This is a genomic window from Streptomyces sp. NBC_00178, assembly GCF_036206005.1.
Classification (GTDB): Bacteria; Actinomycetota; Actinomycetes; order Streptomycetales; family Streptomycetaceae; genus Streptomyces.
Window position 1 is genome coordinate 4,742,249 of record NZ_CP108143.1, and the last position, 17,524, is coordinate 4,759,772.

The following is a 17,524-nucleotide window of genomic DNA, read 5'->3' on the forward strand; positions in this document are numbered from 1 at the left end:
GGGCCCTGCCGGGTGTCGGAGGCCGGGACGTCCCGGTACGGCTCACAGGCGGCGTCACATTTGGGAGGCTATGTCCGCCCGTTGCGACCCGCGACCCGGCGTACCCGAAAATAGACAGGCCGCCTTGCAAGATGGCCTGTCCATCTTTATGGTGAAGGTATGTCCAGCAGCTCCGCCACCCCCCTGCCCTCCGACCCCGGGCCCGACTCCGGCCCCGGCGAGGCGCCCGGTGCCGAACGCGTGGCGGACGATCTCGCCGCCGTCGTGAGCAGGCTGCTGCGGCGGCTGCGCGGCTCGTCGGCGGACAGTCTGCTGACCCCCTCCCAGCGCTCGGTCCTGGCCAGGCTCCAGGACGGCGGTCCCGCCACCACCGCGTCGCTGGCCCGCGCCGAACTCGTGCGGCCCCAGTCGATGCGGCTGACGCTGGGCGCGCTGGAGAGCCGGGGTCTCGTGACACGCGCCCCCGACCTCGCCGACGGCCGCAAATCGGTCGTGTCGGTCACCGAGGCCGGCAGCACCACCCTGGCCGGCGTGCGCGCCGCGAAGCGGAGCTGGCTGGCCGAAGCGATCGCCGGTGAACTGGACGGGGCCGAGCGCCGCACGCTCGCCGAGGCCGTCGAGCTCATCGGCCGTCTGGTCGACGAATGACCCGGTACGCCGGCGGCCGGAGCCCCGGCGGTGCGACGACCGGTCCGCCGCGGGAGGCACCGTCACCGGCGACCGGCACGACCGGTCCGCGGGAGGCACCGACACCGGCGCCCCCGCCCGCCCCCGGGTTCAGCACCCGCCTCACCGCGCCCCTGCTGATGGGCTCCCTGCTCAACCCGCTGAACACCACCATGATCTCCACCGCCCTGGTGGCCATCGGGCACTCCTTCGGGATCGGGGCCGCCGACACCGCGTGGCTCATCTCGGTCCTCTACCTCGCCAGCGCCGTCGCCCAGCCGGTGCTCGGGAAGCTCGCCGACACCCTGGGTCCGCGCCGCGTCTTCCTGGCCGGCCTCGTGGTCGTGATCGCGTCCGGCCTGGTCGGAGCACTCGCCCCCGACTTCGGCACGCTGCTCGTCTCCCGCCTGCTGCTCGGGGTCGGCACCTCGGCCGCCTACCCGGCCGCCATGGCGGTCCTGCGCGACGAGTCGCGGCGGCTCGGCCGTCCCACCCCGCGCCCCGTGCTCGCGCGGCTCTCCTTCGCCGCGCTGGGCAGCGCGGCGGTCGGCCCCGCGCTCGGCGGACTGCTGGTGACGTTCGTGGGCTGGCGCGGCATCTTCGCCGTCAACGTGCCGATCGCGCTGCTCGCGCTCAGTGCCGCACTCCTGTGCATCCCGGCGGACCCGCCGCGCGACCGGGCCGGAGCGCCCAGGCCGTCGCTGGACCCGCTGGGCATCTGCCTGTTCTCCGGGGCGCTGACCGTCCTGGTCTTCTTCCTGCTCGACCTGGCGCACCCGCGGTGGTGGCTCCTCGCGCCGTCGGCCGTACTGACCGCCGTGCTGGTCCGGTGGCAGCTGCGGGCCACGCAGCCGTTCATCGACATGCGCATGCTCGCCGGGAACGGCCCCCTGCTGCGCACCTACGTCCGTCACGGCCTCGGCTACCTGCTGATCTACTGCGTGATGTACGGCTACACGCAGTGGCTGGAGGAGGCCCGCGGCTTCTCCCCGGGGCACACCGGGCTGCTCATGCTGCCCATGTCCCTGGCCGCGCTCGTCTGCTCATTGCTGGGCGCCCGCACCAAGGGGCTGCGCGCCCCGCTGACCGTCGCCTGCGTCCTGCTCACCGCCGGCGCCGCCGTCCTGGCGTTCCTGTCGCACGACACCCCGCTGGCCGTGCTGCTGCTCGCCGGGGCGTGTTTCGGCGCACCCCAGGGGCTCATCGGCACGAGCAACCAGGCGGCCGTGCAGGCGTACGCGCCGCCCGAGAGCATCGGAGCCGCGGCCGGCCTCCAGCGAACCGCCCAGTACATCGGCGCCATCACCGCGTCGAGCCTGATCGCCCTCGCCTACGCCGACGCGGCGAGCGACGCCGGGCTGCACCTCATGGCGGGCGTGGCCGTCGTCCTCGCGGTCCTGCTGACCGTCCTGACCCTGACCGACCGCGCCCTGCGCGCCCGCACCTGACCCCACCGACCCGAGCGCCCCCGCGCTCGCCCCCCACCCGGCCGCGCCCGCGCGGCCGGCCGGCACCGCCCCAAGGAGTACGCACATGACCGCCACCGTCCTCGACCCCCGTACCGCCCTCGTCGTCGTCGACCTGCAGAAGGGCATCGTCGGACTGCCGACCGCCCACTCCGCGGACGAGGTCGTCGCCAACTCCGCTGCCCTCGCCGAGGCCTTCCGCGCCAAGGGCCTCCCGGTCTTCCTCGTCCGCGTGACCGGTGGCGCGCCCGGCCGCACCGAGGGCCCCGCCCGGTCCGGGCAGCCCGCCGCGGACTGGGCCGACCTCGTGCCCGGGATCGGGCAGCGGGAGTCCGACATCGTCGTCACCAAGCAGCAGTGGGGCGCCTTCCACGGCACCGCGCTCGACCTCGAACTGCGCCGCCGCGGCATCACGCAGGTCGTGCTGACCGGCATCGCCACGAGCATCGGCGTCGAGTCCACCGCCCGCGCGGCGCACGAGCTGGGCTACCACGTCACCGTCGCCACGGACGCGGTCACCGACATGGACGCCGACGCCCACCGCAACAGCGTCGAGAAGATCTTCCCCAGGCTCGGGGAGACCGGCACCACCGCCGCGATCACCGCGCTGCTGGGCTGAACCGAGGCACGGCAGGGGCCGCACGGGTGATGTGTGCGGCCCCCGCGGCCGTGTCTGCCCCCGCTGCCGGGTGCGGGTGCGTTCAGTGGATCAGCGAACCAGTCTGATCAACTGCAAATGCCACCAGAACGCATCATCCGGTCCATTCGGCGACGAGATGGACCGGGCCGGCCCCGGAGGTATCAGCCATGGCCCACGTCGGCGTCCCGCGCGGGACGGCCCGAAAGCGCCGCTCGGTCGCGCTCCTGGCGACAGGTGTGCTCACGATCCCGGTGCTGGCGGGCTGCAGCTCGGACAGCGAGAGCCCCTCCCGGGTGGCCGTCCCGCAGGACATCGCCCCGGCCGCCCGGGAGCGGGTGACGGAGGGGTCGACGCTCACCTGGGCGATCGACGCGGTCCCGGCCACCCTCAACGCCTTCCAGGCCGACGCCGACGGCGCGACCACGCGGATCACCGGCGCCCTGCTGCCCAGCCTCTTCCCGATGGACGAGCGGGGGGAGCCCCGGCTCAACCCGGACTACCTCGAATCGGCGAAGGTCATCGAGCAGGAGCCCAAGCAGGTCGTCCTGTACAAGCTCAACCAGCAGGCGGTGTGGAGCGACGGCCGCGAGATCGGCGCCCCGGACTTCGTCGCCCAGTGGCGCGCGCTGAGCGGTAAGGACTCGGCGTTCTGGACCGCGCGCAACGCGGGATACGAGCGGATCGAGAAGATCGAGCGCGGCAAGGACGACCTGCAGGTCCGGGTGACGTTCTCCAAGCCGTACGGGGACTGGCGCTCCCTCTTCTCGCCGCTGTACCCGAAGGAGGTCACCGCGACCCCCGCGGCCTTCAACGACGGGGCCAGGACCACCATCAAGAACACCGCAGGACCGTTTCGGCTGCGCAGCGTCAGCAAGGCGAAGGGGACGGTCGTGCTCGACCGGAACCCGCGCTGGTGGGGCAACGAGGCCAAGCTGGAGTCGCTGGTCTTCCGGGCCGTCGCCCCCGGGGACCGGAGCAAGGCACTGACCCAGGGCACGGTCCAGGTCGCCGACATCGACACGGCGACGGCCGACAGCATCGCCCGCGCGGCACGCTACCGCGGCGGCAACGGGCAGCCGCCCGCCCACGGGCCCGGCGCCGACGTCACCCCCGCCTCCGCCCTGCGGTCCTGGGCGCTGGCCCACGGCTCGGACGAGAAGGCCGCCGAGACCGCGCAGGCCGCCCGCGAGAAGAGCCGGCAGGCCGTCGCCGTGTACGCCGCCGAGCAGAAGTCGCTGCGTTCCTTCGCCGTGCGCAAGTCCCTGGAGCCCGCGTACACGCAGCTCGCCCTGAACGGCGAGTCCGGGCCGCTGGCCGACGACCGGGTGCGCCGGGCGATCGCCCGCACGCTGGACCGGCAGGAACTCGCCGACACCGTGCTGAAGCCGCTCGGCCTCCCCGCCAAGCCGCCGGGCAGCCACCTGGCCCTGGCCGGGCAGCCCGCCTACAAGGACGGCAGCGGCGCGCTCGGCGACCGGGACACCAAGGAGGCCCAGGCACTGCTGGCCGACGCCGGATTCACCACCGCCGGTGCCGTCCGCAGGACCGAGGACACCAAGGCGGGCAGCGAGGCCGAGAAGAAGAAGGCCGCCGAGGACGCCGCCGCGGGGGAGAAGGACAAGAAGGCGGAGGGCGAGGACAAGACCGGGAAGAAGGCCGACGAGGAGAAGAAGGCCGACGAGGAGAAGAAGGCAGGCAAGGCCGACGAGGCGGAGAAGGACGACAAGGCCTCGCGCGAGGAGGGCACGTACATCGTCGGTGACGACAAGCCGGGCAGCCGCCGGGCGGGCGATGTCGAGGTCACGGCGCAGGACCGGCAGCCCGGCGGCCCGGCCGGCGCCTACGCCCCGGCGGGTACCGCCGCGCCGGCCCCCGCCTCGGTGAAGGGCCGCCTCGGCAAGGACGGCAAGCCGCTGACGCTGCGCTTCGTCCTCCCGTCGGGCCCCGGCTCGCAGTCGCTGCGCACCGTCGGGGAGAAGATCGTCGAGATGCTCGACTCGATCGGCATCGGAACGACGGTCACCAAGGTCTCCGACGACAGCTACTTCAAGGACCACATCGCCTCGGGCGACTACGACATGGCGCTGTACTCGTGGCCCGCCACCGCCTACCCGGCCACCGACGGGCGCCCGATCTTCGCCAAGCCGGAGCCCGCGACGGACGGCTCGCTGCTCGTGGAGCAGAACTACACCCGGGTCGGCTCGGACCACATCGACCAGTTGTTCGACCGGGCGGCCTCGGAGCTCGACGCCAAGAAGTCGAGGGATCTGCTCAGGCAGGCCGACGCCCGGATCTGGGCAGCTGCGGGATCGATTCCGCTGTATCAGAGGCCACAGCTGGTCGCCGTCGACAAGAAGCTCGCCAACATCGGCGCCTTCGGCTTCTCCTCGCCCCGCTACGAGGACATCGGGTTCACCGCGCGAGAAGCGGCAGGTTCCCCCGCGAATCGTAAGAAGTAGCAGGTCAAAGCCTTAGCGCAAGCTCAGGATCAGCTCAAATCCCTTGCCCGCCGGTGTCCCCGGCGGGCAAGGTCGTGTTCGCCCAGACCCGGGTCGTTCGTCTTCTCACACCCCTTGCCGTCCCGCCGGACATCGGCCGGATGTTGACGTAATACCGGCTGAATATCGGCTGAATCACGGCCGCAGGACCGTCCCGCTGATCGGGCCGGGAAGCCCCGGACCCCTCGGGCCCGTACCATTGGACTAGCCGTGGCGTGCCGCCCGGCGGGCGTACGAGGACTCGAGACCGACTGAGACGCCTGATCCCACGATCCGAGAGAAGCGCAAGCCACCCATGCCCACGCGCCACGACATCCGTAACGTAGCCATCGTCGCCCACGTCGACCACGGCAAGACCACGCTGGTCGACGCCATGCTCAAGCAGGCGGGCGCCTTCGCCGCGCACGCCGCCGAGAACCTCGACGAACGCATGATGGACTCGAACGACCTGGAGCGTGAGAAGGGCATCACGATCCTGGCCAAGAACACGGCCGTGAAGTACCACCCGAAGGATGGCGGCGACGTCATCACCATCAACATCATCGACACCCCCGGCCACGCCGACTTCGGTGGCGAGGTCGAGCGCGGCCTGTCGATGGTGGACGCGGTCGTCCTGCTCGTCGACGCCTCCGAGGGCCCGCTGCCCCAGACCCGCTTCGTCCTGCGCAAGGCGCTGACGGCCAAGCTGCCGGTCATCCTCTGCATCAACAAGACGGACCGCCCGGACTCGCGCATCGCCGAGGTCATCGACGAGACGTACGACCTCTTCCTGGACCTGGACGCCGACGAGAACCAGATCGAGTTCCCGATCGTCTACGCCTGCGCCCGTGACGGCGTCGCCTCGCTGACCAAGCCGGAGGACGGCACCGTCCCGGCCGACAGCGACAGCCTGGAGCCGTTCTTCTCGACCATCCTCTCCACGGTCCCGGCCCCCGAGTACGACGAGGACGCGCCGCTCCAGGCCCACGTCACCAACCTGGACGCCGACAACTTCCTCGGCCGTATCGCGCTCTGCCGTGTCGAGCAGGGCGAGCTGCGCAAGGGCCAGACCGTCACGTGGATCAAGCGCGACGGCTCGATGTCCAACGTCCGCATCACCGAGCTGCTGATGACCGAGGCGCTCACCCGCAAGCCCGCCGAGAAGGCCGGCCCGGGCGACATCTGCGCCATCGCCGGTATCCCGGACATCATGATCGGCGAGACCCTGGCCGACACCGAGAACCCGATCGCGCTGCCGCTGATCACGGTCGACGAGCCGGCCATCTCGATGACCATCGGCGCCAACACCTCGCCGCTCGTCGGCAAGGGCGGCAAGGGCCACAAGGTCACCGCGCGTCAGATCAAGGACCGCCTCGACCGCGAGCTGATCGGTAACGTCTCGCTCCGCGTCCTGGACACCGAGCGCCCCGACGCCTGGGAGGTCCAGGGCCGCGGTGAGCTCGCGCTGGCCATCCTGGTCGAGCAGATGCGCCGCGAGGGCTTCGAACTGACCGTGGGCAAGCCCGAGGTCGTCACGAAGCAGGTCGACGGCAAGACGCACGAGCCGATCGAGCGCATGACGATCGACTCGCCCGAGGAGCACCTCGGCGCGATCACGCAGCTCATGGCGACCCGCAAGGGCCGCATGGAGACGATGACGAACCACGGTTCGGGCTGGGTCCGCATGGAGTGGATCGTCCCCTCCCGCGGCCTCATCGGCTTCCGTACGGAGTTCCTGACCCAGACCCGCGGCACCGGCATCGCGCACTCCCTGTTCGAGGGCCACGAGCCGTGGTTCGGGGAGCTGCGCACGCGTCACAACGGCTCGCTGGTGGCCGACCGTTCCGGCGTCGTGACGCCGTTCGCGATGGTCAACCTCCAGGAGCGCGGTGTCATCTTCACCGAGGCCGGCACCGAGGTCTACGAGGGCATGATCATCGGTGAGAACTCGCGCTCCGACGACATGGACGTGAACATCACCAAGGAGAAGAAGCTCACCAACATGCGTGCGGCTTCCGCCGACACCACGGAGAACGTGGTGCCGGCCCGCAAGCTCTCGCTGGAGCAGTCCCTGGAGTTCTGCCGCGACGACGAGTGCATCGAGGTGACCCCGGAGACCGTCCGCATCCGCAAGGTCGTCCTGGACCAGAAGCAGCGAGGCCGTACGGCCTCGCGCGCCAAGAACGGCTGACCCGGAGCCGGAGGGGTCGGCAGGGGCCTGAGAACGGCCCCTACGACCCGTTGACATGAGGCCTGGGCCCCCGCAGACACTGTGGGGGCCCAGGCCTTTCGTCAACCGGATTTCGTGACCGAGGTGTCCGGATATCGTGCGTCGCTCTCCGGAACATGTGTTAACGGTCCGTTTCGGGGGTGTCTGTCTGGGATCACTTTGTCCGGATTTCGGGCAACCATGGCTTCTCGATGTTGTCAAACCGAGACCCTTTAAGTGTGGTTTACAGCCCGGTGTTACTTAATAGTTGGCTCCATTGAGCTCGGGTCAATGGGTCGGCGCACTGTGGGGAGTGCGGACTCACGAGCACACTCGGGGCACTGCAAACGATCGCCGTCAGGGGTGTCGGTGGATCTCTACAGTGCCCCTCTTGTAGTCAAAAGTGGACTCATGAGGAGGAAACCCATGCGCGGTGCCAAGAGCGCCAAGTGGGTCGCGGGAGCGGCAATCATCGCCCTGGCCGCGACTGCCTGTGGCGGGGGCGACAGTGACGACAACGGCAAGGCTGCCTCGACGGAGAAGGGCAAGCCCGCGGGCTACGTCTCCATCGACGTCGGCGAGCCGCAGAAGCCGCTGATCCCGGCCGACACCAACGAGTCGCTCGGCAGCTACGTCATCCAGTCGCTGTTCACCCAGCTCCTGGACTTCGACGCCGAGGGCAACATCGTCTACACGAACGCCGAGTCCGTGAAGTCGACGGACAACAAGACGTGGACGGTCAAGCTCAAGGCCGGCTGGAAGTTCCACGACGGCACCCCGGTCACCTCCGAGTCGTACATCAAGGCTTGGAACTGGTACGCCAACACCAAGAACGCCCAGCAGAACGCGTTCTGGTTCGAGGACATCAAGGGCTACGCGGACGTCCACCCCGAGAAGGGTGACCCGAAGGCCACGGAGATGTCCGGCCTGAAGGCTGTCGACGACACGACCTTCACGATCGAGCTCAACAACCCGGTGCCGTACTACGAGTACAAGCTCGGCTACGCCACCTTCGCCCCGCTGCCGGAGGTGTTCTACAAGGACACCAAGGCCTTCGGCCAGGCGCCGGTCGGCAACGGTCCCTACATCTTCGAGAAGTGGGACCACAAGAAGCTCATCCAGGTCAAGGCCAACCCTGACTACCAGGGCCCGAACAAGGCCAAGAACAAGGGTGTCCTCTTCAAGAACTACGCGACCGTCGAGGCCGCGTACCAGGACCTCCTGTCCGGCAACCTGGACATGATCCGCCAGGTCGGCCCGAAGGACCTGCCGAAGTACAAGCAGGACCTCGGCGACCGCGCGATCGACCAGCCGTACGCGGCGATCCAGTCGCTCGTCCCGACCTTCTACTCGAAGACCTTCAAGGGCATCGACCCGAAGGTCATCCAGGGTCTGTCGATGGCGATCGACCGTGACACGATCACCAAGACCGTGCTCAACGGCACCCGCAAGCCCGCCACCAGCTTCACGCCTCCGGGCGTCGCCGGTAACCAGGACCTGGGCACCGACGTGTTCAAGTTCGACCCGGCGAAGGCGAAGCAGCTCGTCAAGGACGGCGGCGGCGTCCCGGGCAACAAGGTCTTCATCCAGTACAACGCCGACGGCGGCCACAAGGAGTGGGTGACCGCTGTCTGCGAGTCCATCCGCAACTCGACCGGGGTCGACTGTGTCCCGGACGCCAAGCCGGACTTCCAGACCGACCTGGAAGCGCGTGACAACGACCAGGTCAAGTCGATGTACCGCGGTGGCTGGGTGGCCGACTACCCGCTGAACGTCAACTTCATGCGCGAGCTGTACGGTACGACCGCCGAGGCCAACAACGGCCGGTTCTCCGACAAGGAGGTCGACGCGGCCTTCAAGAAGGGCGACAACGCGGCGACCCTGGACGAGTCCATCAAGGCGTACCAGGAGGCCGAGAAGCTCGTCCTCGCCAAGATGCCGGCCATCCCGCTCTGGGAGTACAAGACGAACGGTGGCTACTCGAAGTCGGTGGACAACGTCACCGTCGACTTCCACGGTGACTACAACATCACCGACGTCACGGTCGCCAAGTAGCAGTAACGCCTGAGGGCCCCCACTCGGCCGTCAGCCGCCCACACAGGCAGTAGGTCCCGGGGGGCCGCTCTTCGTACCCGAAGAGCGGCCCCTCGGGCTGCATTATCCCTATCGGAGGCAAACATGGGGCGTTACGTCGCGCGGCGACTGCTCCAGATGATCCCGGTCTTCCTCGGGTCGACCGCGCTGGTCTTCGCCATGATGTACGCGCTGCCCGGCGACCCCGTGCGCGCGCTCGCGGGCGAACAGTCGGTCGACCCCACGCAGATCGCGGAAATGAAGAAGGAGCTCGGGCTCGACCTGCCGCTCTGGCACCAGTACTGGAACTACCTTGTGAACTTGTTCCAGGGTGACTTCGGCACGCAGATCGCGAGCGGCCGACCGGTCGCCGACATCATCTCGGAATCGTTTCCGATCACGGTCCGGCTGGCCCTGTTTGCCTTCATCTTCACGGTCGTCGTCGGTATCTCCATGGGTGTCTTCGCCGGCCTGAAGGCCGACACCCTCCGGGACCGCGGACTGCTGGTCCTGACGCTCCTGCTGATCTCGGTCCCCTCCTTCGTGCTCGGGTTCCTCGGTCAGTACTTCTTCGCCTTCCAGCTCGGCTGGGTCGAGCCCAACGTGAGCATCGAGGCGAACAGCAACGAGCTGATCCTGCCCGCCGTCGTACTGGGGTCCTTGTCGCTCGCCTACGTCGCGCGCCTGACCCGCACCTCGGTCGCCGAGAACCTGCGCTCCGACTACATGCGCACCGCCGTCGCGAAGGGCCTGCCCCGGCGCCGCGTCATCGGTGTGCACCTGATGCGCAACTCGATGATCCCCGTGGTCACCTTCCTCGGCACCGACCTCGGTGCCCTGCTCGGCGGCGCGGTCGTCACCGAGGGCATCTTCAACGTCAAGGGTGTCGGCTCCGCCGTCTTCGACGCGCTCAGGCACCGTGAGGGTGCCACGGTCGTCGGCATCGTGACGCTGATCGTCGTCGTCTATCTCGTCGCCAGCCTGGTCGTCGACCTGCTTTACGCGGTCCTGGACCCGAGGATCCGTTATGCCTGAGACGCTCAAGGAAACCGCCGCGGACGCTCCCGCCGGAACCGCGGCACCGCAGTCCGCCACCGCCGCCGTGGGCAAGCCCCGCAGCCTGTGGTCGGACGCCTGGCACGACCTGCGGCGCAGCCCGCTGTTCGTGGTCTCGGCCGTCCTGATCATCTTCCTGCTGGTGATGGCGGTCTTCCCCGGCCTGTTCACCGGCGCCGACCCGCGTTACGCGGACCTGGCCCACCACTACCTGCAGAAGCCCAAGTGGGGGAACGTCTTCCAGGAGGACTGGTTCGGGTACGACATCCAGGGGCGCTCGATCTACGCGCGCGTCGTCTACGGTGCCCGTGCCTCGATCACCGTCGCCGTCGTCGTCACGGTCCTCGTGACGGTCCTGGGCACCGTGGTCGGCATGCTCGCCGGATACTTCGGCGGCTGGATCGACACGCTCCTGTCCCGTGTCACGGACATCTTCTTCGGCGTCCCGTTCATCCTCGGCGCGATGGTCGTCCTGACCTCGTTCGAGGAGCGCAAGATCTGGGTCGTCATCCTGGCCCTGGCCTTCCTCGGCTGGACCCAGATAGCCCGTGTCGCCCGTGGTTCGGTGCTGACGATCAAGCAGGCGGACTACGTGATGGCGGCCAAGGCGCTCGGCGCCTCGACCACCCGCATCCTGCTCCGGCACATCCTGCCCAACGCGATCGCCCCGGTGATCGTGGTGTCGACCATCGCGCTCGGCGGTTACATCTCGGCCGAGGCCACGCTGTCCTTCCTGGGCATCGGCCTCGCCGAACCGACCGTGTCGTGGGGTGTCGACATCTCCTCCGGCCAGGAGCAGCTGCGCAACGCCGCGTTCGTGCTGATCATCCCGTCGGTCATGGTGTCGATCACGGTTCTGGCATTCATCATGCTCGGCGATGCTGTACGCAACGCCCTCGACCCCAAGCTGCGCTGAGGGAGGCGTACATGACCATCATCGACAAGACGGCGGATGTTCCTGCTCCGCGTGGTTCGAGCGACAAGAGCGGCCCGCTGCTCGAAGTGCGCGACCTGCACGTGGAGTTCCACACCCGCGACGGCGTCGCCAAGGCCGTCAACGGAGTCAACTACAGCGTCTCGGCCGGCGAGACCCTCGCCGTGCTCGGCGAGTCCGGCTCCGGCAAGTCCGTGACCGCCCAGGCGATCATGGGCATCCTGGACATGCCCCCGGGCCGCATCCCGAAGGGCGAGATCCTCTTCCGCGGCCAGGACATGCTCAAGATGTCCAACGAGGAGCGCCGGAAGATCCGCGGCCAGAAGATCGCGATGATCTTCCAGGACGCGCTCTCCTCGCTGAACCCGGTGCTCTCCGTGGGCTACCAGCTCGGCGAGATGTTCCGCGTGCACCAGGGCCTCTCCAAGAAGGAGGCCAAGGCCAAGGCCATCGCGCTGATGGACCGCGTGCGCATCCCGGCGGCGAAGGAGCGGGTCAACGACTACCCGCACCAGTTCTCCGGCGGTATGCGCCAGCGCATCATGATCGCCATGGCGCTGGCCCTGGAGCCCGACCTGATCATCGCGGACGAGCCCACCACGGCGCTCGACGTGACCGTGCAGGCCCAGGTCATGGACCTGCTCGCGGAGCTGCAGCGCGACTTCAACATGGGCCTGATCCTGATCACCCACGACCTCGGCGTCGTCGCCGACGTCGCGGACAAGATCGCGGTGATGTACGCGGGCCGGATCGTCGAGACCGCCCCGGTCCACGAGATCTACAAGCGCCCCGCGCACCCGTACACCAAGGGTCTGCTGGAGTCGATCCCGCGCCTGGACCAGAAGGGCCAGGAGCTCTACGCGATCAAGGGCCTGCCGCCCAACCTGCTGCACGTGCCGTCAGGCTGCGCCTTCAACCCGCGCTGCACGATGGCGCAGGACATCTGCCGTACGGACATCCCGGCCCTGCGCCCGGTGACCGAGCAGGACGGCACCGAGCTGGTCGGCCGCGGCAGTGCGTGCCACTTCTGGAAGGAGACGATCCATGGCTGAGCTCAAGAAGGAGTCCGTGGACGCCACCCCGAACGTCACCGAAGTGGCGACGGTCAATGCGGCGAGCGAGACGGAGGCCGTGGCCGCCCTCGACGCCCCGGTGTCGCAGGGGGAGCCGATCCTCCAGGTGCGCAACCTGGTCAAGCACTTCCCGCTGACCCAGGGCATCCTGTTCAAGAAGCAGGTCGGCGCGGTCAAGGCCGTGGACGGCATCTCGTTCGACCTGTACCAGGGCGAGACGCTGGGCATCGTGGGCGAGTCCGGCTGTGGCAAGTCCACGGTCGCCAAGCTCCTGATGACGCTGGAGCGGGCCACCGCCGGTGAGGTCTTCTACAAGGGCCAGGACATCACCAAGCTGTCCGGCCGCGCGCTGAAGGCCGTGCGCCGCAACATCCAGATGGTGTTCCAGGACCCGTACACCTCGCTGAACCCGCGCATGACGGTCGGCGACATCATCGGGGAGACCTACGAGATCCACCCCGAGGTGGCTCCGAAGGGCGACCGGCGCCGCAGGGTGCAGGACCTCCTGGACGTCGTCGGCCTGAACCCGGAGTACATCAACCGGTACCCGCACCAGTTCTCCGGCGGTCAGCGCCAGCGCATCGGCATCGCCCGCGGCCTCGCGCTCAACCCGGAGATCATCATCTGCGACGAGCCGGTCTCCGCGCTCGACGTGTCGGTGCAGGCCCAGGTCATCAACCTGATGGAGAAGCTCCAGGAGGAGTTCAACCTCTCCTACCTCTTCATCGCGCACGACCTGTCGATCGTCCGGCACATCTCGGACCGGGTCGGCGTCATGTACCTCGGCAAGATGGCCGAGATCGGTACGGACACGCAGATCTACGACCACCCGACGCACCCCTACACCCAGGCGCTGCTGTCGGCGGTCCCGGTTCCGGACCCGGAGGCCCGTGAGGGCCGCGAGCGGATCATCCTCTCCGGTGACGTCCCGTCGCCGGCGAACCCGCCGTCGGGCTGCCGCTTCCGTACGCGGTGCTGGAAGGCCCAGGACAAGTGCGCCACCGAGGTGCCGCTGCTGGCGATCCCCGAGCGCTTCAAGGCCTCCCAGACGCCCGCCGCGCACGAGTCGGCGTGCCACTTCGCCGAGGAGAAGGACGTCGTCCACGCGGCGTAGTCCCCCCGGTCCGCACGAACGAGGACGCCCGGCCCCCGCGAGGGGGCCGGGCGTCCTCGCGTTCCGGCAGCCACGTACGGAGGACATGAACATGCGACGGGCTGTCATATGGGGTGATATGGGGCATTGAGCTACTCAATGGACACCTAGGAGGCACTCCATGCGCGGAGCCACACGAGCCAGGTGGGCCGTCGGTGCGGTCGCCGTCGCCCTGACGGCCACGGCGTGCGGCGGCGGGGACAGCGGTGGCGGCGGTGGCGGTGGTGGCGCCGACGGGATCGTGAGCTCCTCCTGGGGCGACCCGCAGAACCCGCTGGAGCCCGCGAACACCAACGAGGTGCAGGGCGGCAAGGTCCTCGACATGGTCTTCCGGGGGCTCGTGCGCTACGACTCCAAGACCGGTCAGGCGAAGAACGAGATCGCCGAGAAGATCGACTCGTCGGACTCGCAGAACTTCACGATCACGATCAAGGACAACTGGACCTTCAGCAACGGCGAGAAGGTCACCGCACAGTCCTTCGTGGACGCCTGGAACTACGGCGCCGCCCTGAAGAACAACCAGAAGAACGCCTACTTCTTCCAGTACATCGACGGTTACGACAAGGTCCACCCCGAGTCCGGCTCGGCGAGCGTGGACAAGCTCTCCGGCCTGAAGGTCGTCAACCCGACGACCTTCACGGTCAAGCTGTCGCAGAAGTTCTCGCTGTGGCCCGACACCCTCGGCTACGCGGCCTTCGTGCCGCTGCCCAAGGCCTTCTACTCGGACCACGACGCGTGGCTCTCCAAGCCCATCGGCAACGGCCCGTACACCATCGAGTCGTACTCCAAGGGCTCGTCGATGAACCTGCGCCGGTGGGACGACTACCCCGGCACGGACAAGGCGCAGAACGGCGGGATCGACCTCAAGGTCTACACCGACAACAACACCGCCTACACCGACCTCACGGCCGGCAACCTCGACCTGGTCGACGACGTGCCCGCCTCGCAGCTCAAGAACGTCCAGGCGGACCTCGGCGACCGGTACATCAACACCCCGGCCGGCCTCATCCAGACGCTCTCCTTCCCGTTCTACGAGAAGGCCTGGGACACCCCCGGCGCCGTGAAGGTCCGCCAGGGCCTGTCGATGGCGATCAACCGGGACCAGATCACCGACCAGATCTTCCAGAAGACCCGCACCCCCGCCTCGGACTGGACCTCCCCGGTCCTCGGCGAGGAGGGCGGCTTCAAGGAAGGGCTCTGCGGACCGTCCTGCGACTACGACAAGGCCGGGGCGAAGAAGCTGATCGAAGAGGGCGGAGGCATCCCCGGCGGCCAGCTCAAGATCTCGTACAACGCCGACACCGGCTCCCACAAGGAGTGGGTCGACGCCGTCTGCAACAGCATCAACAACGCCCTGGGCAACAACAAGGCGTGCGTCGGCGACCCCATCGGCACCTTCGCCGACTTCCGCAGCCAGGTGTCCACCCAGAAGCTGACCGGAGCCTGGCGCGCGGGCTGGCAGATGGACTACCCGCTGATCCAGAACTTCCTCCAGCCGCTGTACTACACCAACGCCCCGTCGAACGACGGCAAGTGGAGCAACGACGAGTTCGACGGACTGGTGAACAAGGCCAACGCGGAGACGGACAAGGCCAAGGCCGTCAGCACCTTCCAGGACGCCGAGAAGATCCTCGCCGAGCAGATGCCCGTCATCCCGCTCTGGTACCAGAACGGCAGCGCCGGCTACTCGGACAGTGTCGAGAACGTCGCACTGAACGTCTTCAGCGTCCCCGTGTACAACGAGATCAAGGTCAAGTGACCCGCTGAGACGGGGAGGCCGGGCGCCCGCGCACCGGCCTCCCGGCCCCTCGCCCCGACCGTTCACCCCGACCCCCGGAGCCCCTCATGGGACGTTATGTGATCCGGCGGCTGCTGCAGATGATCCCGGTCTTCTTCGGCACCACGTTGTTGATCTTCTTCATGGTGAACGTGCTGGGTGACCCCATCGCGGGCCTCTGCGGAGAGCGTCGCTGCGACCCCGCCACCGCCGCCCGGCTGGCCTCCGAGTTCGGCCTCGACAAGCCCGCCTGGCAGCAGTACCTGACCTACCTGGGCAACATCTTCACCGGCGACTTCGGCACCGCCTTCAACGGGGACAAGGTCATCGACCTGATGGGCGAGGCCTTCCCCGTCACCATCAAGCTCACCGTCGTCGCGATCGTCTTCGAGATCGTCATCGGCATCAGCCTCGGCGTCGTCACCGGGCTGCGCCGCGGGCGGCCCATCGACACCGGGGTGCTGATCCTGACGCTGGTCGTCATCGCCGTACCGACGTTCGTCACCGGCCTGCTGCTCCAGCTCCTCCTCGGTGTGGAGTGGGGCATCATCAAGCCGTCCGTCTCGCCCGAGGCGCCGATCGACGAACTGATCGTGCCCGGTCTCGTGCTGGCCTCCGTCTCCCTCGCCTACGTCACCCGGCTCACCAGGACGTCGATCGCCGAGAACGCCCGCGCCGACTACGTCCGCACCGCGGTGGCCAAGGGACTGCCGCGCCGGCGGGTGATCGTGCGGCACCTGCTGCGCAACTCGCTCATCCCGGTCGTCACCTTCATCGGCACCGACGTGGGCGCCCTCATGGGCGGCGCGATCGTCACCGAGCGCATCTTCAACATCCACGGGGTCGGCTACCAGCTCTACCAGGGCATCCTGCGCCAGAGCTCCCAGACCGTCGTCGGATTCGTCACCGTCCTTGTCCTGGTCTTCCTGGCGGCCAACCTGATCGTCGACCTCCTGTACGCCGTACTCGACCCGAGGATCCGCTATGCCTGAGCAGAAGCCGTGGGAGGACACGTCGGGGGAGGGGCCGATCTCCGGGGACAGGGCGATCTCGGGGGCCGGCGCGGGCGGGGCGATGGACCTCGCCATGGACGAGGGCACCACGCTGGAGAGGAGCCCCGGAGGTCCCGACGACAACGGGCCCGCCGAGAAGCCGCGCAGCCTGTGGTCCGACGCCTGGCGCGACCTGCGCCGCAACCCGGTCTTCATCATCTCCTCACTGATCATCCTCTTCCTGGTGGTCATCTCGATCTGGCCCTGGGCGATCACCGACCTGGACCCGCTCGACTGCGACCTGAGCAAGGCTCAGGAAGGGTCCCAGCCCGGCCACCCCTTCGGCTTCGACGGTCAGGGCTGCGACGTCTACACGCGCACCGTCTACGGCGCCCGCACCTCGGTCACCGTCGGTGTCTGCTCCACCATCGGCGTCTCGCTGCTGGGCGGCATCCTGGGCGGCCTGGCCGGCTTCTTCGGAGGCACGTGGGACGCGCTCCTCTCCCGCCTCACCGACATCTTCTTCGGCATCCCGGTGATCCTCGGCGGCCTGGTCTTCCTCTCCGTGGTGACCAGCTCCACGGTGTGGCCGGTGGTCGGCTTCATCATCCTGCTGGGCTGGCCCCAGATCGCGCGCATCGCACGCGGCTCGGTCATCACCGCGAAACAGAACGACTACGTCCAGGCGGCACGGGCACTGGGCGCCTCCAACTCCCGGATGCTCCTGCGCCACATCACGCCCAACGCCGTCGCCCCCGTCATCGTCGTCGCGACCATCGCCCTCGGGACGTACATCTCGCTGGAGGCGACGCTCTCGTACCTCGGTGTCGGCCTGAAGCCGCCCGCCGTCTCCTGGGGCATCGACATCTCCGCCGCGTCCCAGTACATCCGCAACGCACCGCACATGCTGCTGTGGCCCGCCGGAGCGCTGGCGATCACGGTGCTCGCGTTCATCATGCTCGGCGACGCGGTGCGCGACGCCCTCGACCCCAAGCTGCGCTGAGGAGC

Annotated in this window: 13 protein-coding genes; all 13 read left to right on the plus strand. The window is 68.6% G+C overall.

The window, feature by feature from the left end; translation table 11 throughout:
- The first annotated feature begins 159 nt into the window (after positions 1-159).
- A complete protein-coding gene (locus OHT61_RS20930; RefSeq protein WP_329040328.1) occupies positions 160-648 on the plus strand; it encodes a MarR family winged helix-turn-helix transcriptional regulator in 489 nt (162 codons plus the stop codon).
- Positions 645-2,114 carry an MFS transporter gene (locus OHT61_RS20935; RefSeq protein ID WP_329040329.1) on the plus strand — a complete coding sequence of 490 codons (1,470 nt, stop codon included), beginning with the start codon at positions 645-647 and terminating at the stop codon, positions 2,112-2,114. The genes OHT61_RS20930 and OHT61_RS20935 overlap by 4 nt, the downstream gene beginning before the upstream one ends.
- Before the next feature lie 85 nt (positions 2,115-2,199).
- Positions 2,200-2,751 (plus strand): isochorismatase family protein, encoded by a 552-nt coding sequence (locus OHT61_RS20940; protein ID WP_329040331.1) that lies wholly within the window; start codon positions 2,200-2,202, stop codon positions 2,749-2,751.
- Positions 2,752-2,939: 188 nt separating this feature from the next.
- Positions 2,940-5,231 carry an ABC transporter family substrate-binding protein gene (locus tag OHT61_RS20945; protein ID WP_329040333.1) on the plus strand — a complete coding sequence of 764 codons (2,292 nt, stop codon included), beginning with the start codon at positions 2,940-2,942 and terminating at the stop codon, positions 5,229-5,231.
- 334 nt (positions 5,232-5,565) lie between these two features.
- Positions 5,566-7,440: a translational GTPase TypA gene (gene typA, locus OHT61_RS20950; protein ID WP_327115071.1), complete on the plus strand. Its 1,875-nt coding sequence runs from the start codon at positions 5,566-5,568 to the stop codon at positions 7,438-7,440.
- Between the two features lie 444 nt (positions 7,441-7,884).
- The gene (locus tag OHT61_RS20955; RefSeq protein ID WP_329040334.1) at positions 7,885-9,513 is read left to right on the plus strand and encodes a peptide ABC transporter substrate-binding protein; all 1,629 of its coding nucleotides are present in this window, start codon (positions 7,885-7,887) and stop codon (positions 9,511-9,513) included.
- A 123-nt stretch (positions 9,514-9,636) separates the two neighbouring features.
- Positions 9,637-10,566, plus strand: coding sequence for an ABC transporter permease (locus OHT61_RS20960; protein WP_329040335.1), 930 nt, complete (start codon positions 9,637-9,639; stop codon positions 10,564-10,566).
- Entirely contained in the window at positions 10,559-11,503 is a 945-nt protein-coding gene (locus OHT61_RS20965) for an ABC transporter permease (RefSeq protein ID WP_329040336.1), read from the plus strand. The genes OHT61_RS20960 and OHT61_RS20965 overlap by 8 nt, the downstream gene beginning before the upstream one ends.
- 11 nt (positions 11,504-11,514) lie before the next feature.
- Complete coding sequence (locus OHT61_RS20970) at positions 11,515-12,573, plus strand: ABC transporter ATP-binding protein (protein ID WP_329040337.1); 1,059 nt, start codon at positions 11,515-11,517, stop codon at positions 12,571-12,573.
- Positions 12,566-13,708, plus strand: coding sequence for an ABC transporter ATP-binding protein (locus tag OHT61_RS20975; RefSeq protein ID WP_329040339.1), 1,143 nt, complete (start codon positions 12,566-12,568; stop codon positions 13,706-13,708). The genes OHT61_RS20970 and OHT61_RS20975 overlap by 8 nt, the downstream gene beginning before the upstream one ends.
- A gap of 160 nt (positions 13,709-13,868) precedes the next feature.
- Complete coding sequence (locus OHT61_RS20980) at positions 13,869-15,506, plus strand: peptide ABC transporter substrate-binding protein (protein ID WP_329040340.1); 1,638 nt, start codon at positions 13,869-13,871, stop codon at positions 15,504-15,506.
- 86 nt (positions 15,507-15,592) lie between these two features.
- Positions 15,593-16,516 (plus strand): ABC transporter permease, encoded by a 924-nt coding sequence (locus OHT61_RS20985; RefSeq protein WP_329040342.1) that lies wholly within the window; start codon positions 15,593-15,595, stop codon positions 16,514-16,516.
- Positions 16,509-17,519 carry an ABC transporter permease gene (locus tag OHT61_RS20990; protein WP_329040343.1) on the plus strand — a complete coding sequence of 337 codons (1,011 nt, stop codon included), beginning with the start codon at positions 16,509-16,511 and terminating at the stop codon, positions 17,517-17,519. Before OHT61_RS20985 ends, OHT61_RS20990 begins: the two co-directional genes overlap by 8 nt.
- The last annotated feature ends 5 nt before the right edge of the window (positions 17,520-17,524 follow it).

What these genes read in the sequence shown, in the direction of transcription:
- OHT61_RS20930 (WP_329040328.1), top strand. Translation starts at nt 160, where the DNA reads ATGTCCAGCAGCTCCGCCACCCCCCTGCCCTCCGACCCCGGGCCCGAC.
- OHT61_RS20935 (WP_329040329.1), top strand. Translation starts at nt 645, where the DNA reads ATGACCCGGTACGCCGGCGGCCGGAGCCCCGGCGGTGCGACGACCGGT.
- OHT61_RS20940 (WP_329040331.1), top strand. Translation starts at nt 2,200, where the DNA reads ATGACCGCCACCGTCCTCGACCCCCGTACCGCCCTCGTCGTCGTCGAC.
- OHT61_RS20945 (WP_329040333.1), top strand. Translation starts at nt 2,940, where the DNA reads ATGGCCCACGTCGGCGTCCCGCGCGGGACGGCCCGAAAGCGCCGCTCG.
- typA (WP_327115071.1), top strand. Translation starts at nt 5,566, where the DNA reads ATGCCCACGCGCCACGACATCCGTAACGTAGCCATCGTCGCCCACGTC.
- OHT61_RS20955 (WP_329040334.1), top strand. Translation starts at nt 7,885, where the DNA reads ATGCGCGGTGCCAAGAGCGCCAAGTGGGTCGCGGGAGCGGCAATCATC.
- OHT61_RS20960 (WP_329040335.1), top strand. Translation starts at nt 9,637, where the DNA reads ATGGGGCGTTACGTCGCGCGGCGACTGCTCCAGATGATCCCGGTCTTC.
- OHT61_RS20965 (WP_329040336.1), top strand. Translation starts at nt 10,559, where the DNA reads ATGCCTGAGACGCTCAAGGAAACCGCCGCGGACGCTCCCGCCGGAACC.
- OHT61_RS20970 (WP_329040337.1), top strand. Translation starts at nt 11,515, where the DNA reads ATGACCATCATCGACAAGACGGCGGATGTTCCTGCTCCGCGTGGTTCG.
- OHT61_RS20975 (WP_329040339.1), top strand. Translation starts at nt 12,566, where the DNA reads ATGGCTGAGCTCAAGAAGGAGTCCGTGGACGCCACCCCGAACGTCACC.
- OHT61_RS20980 (WP_329040340.1), top strand. Translation starts at nt 13,869, where the DNA reads ATGCGCGGAGCCACACGAGCCAGGTGGGCCGTCGGTGCGGTCGCCGTC.
- OHT61_RS20985 (WP_329040342.1), top strand. Translation starts at nt 15,593, where the DNA reads ATGGGACGTTATGTGATCCGGCGGCTGCTGCAGATGATCCCGGTCTTC.
- OHT61_RS20990 (WP_329040343.1), top strand. Translation starts at nt 16,509, where the DNA reads ATGCCTGAGCAGAAGCCGTGGGAGGACACGTCGGGGGAGGGGCCGATC.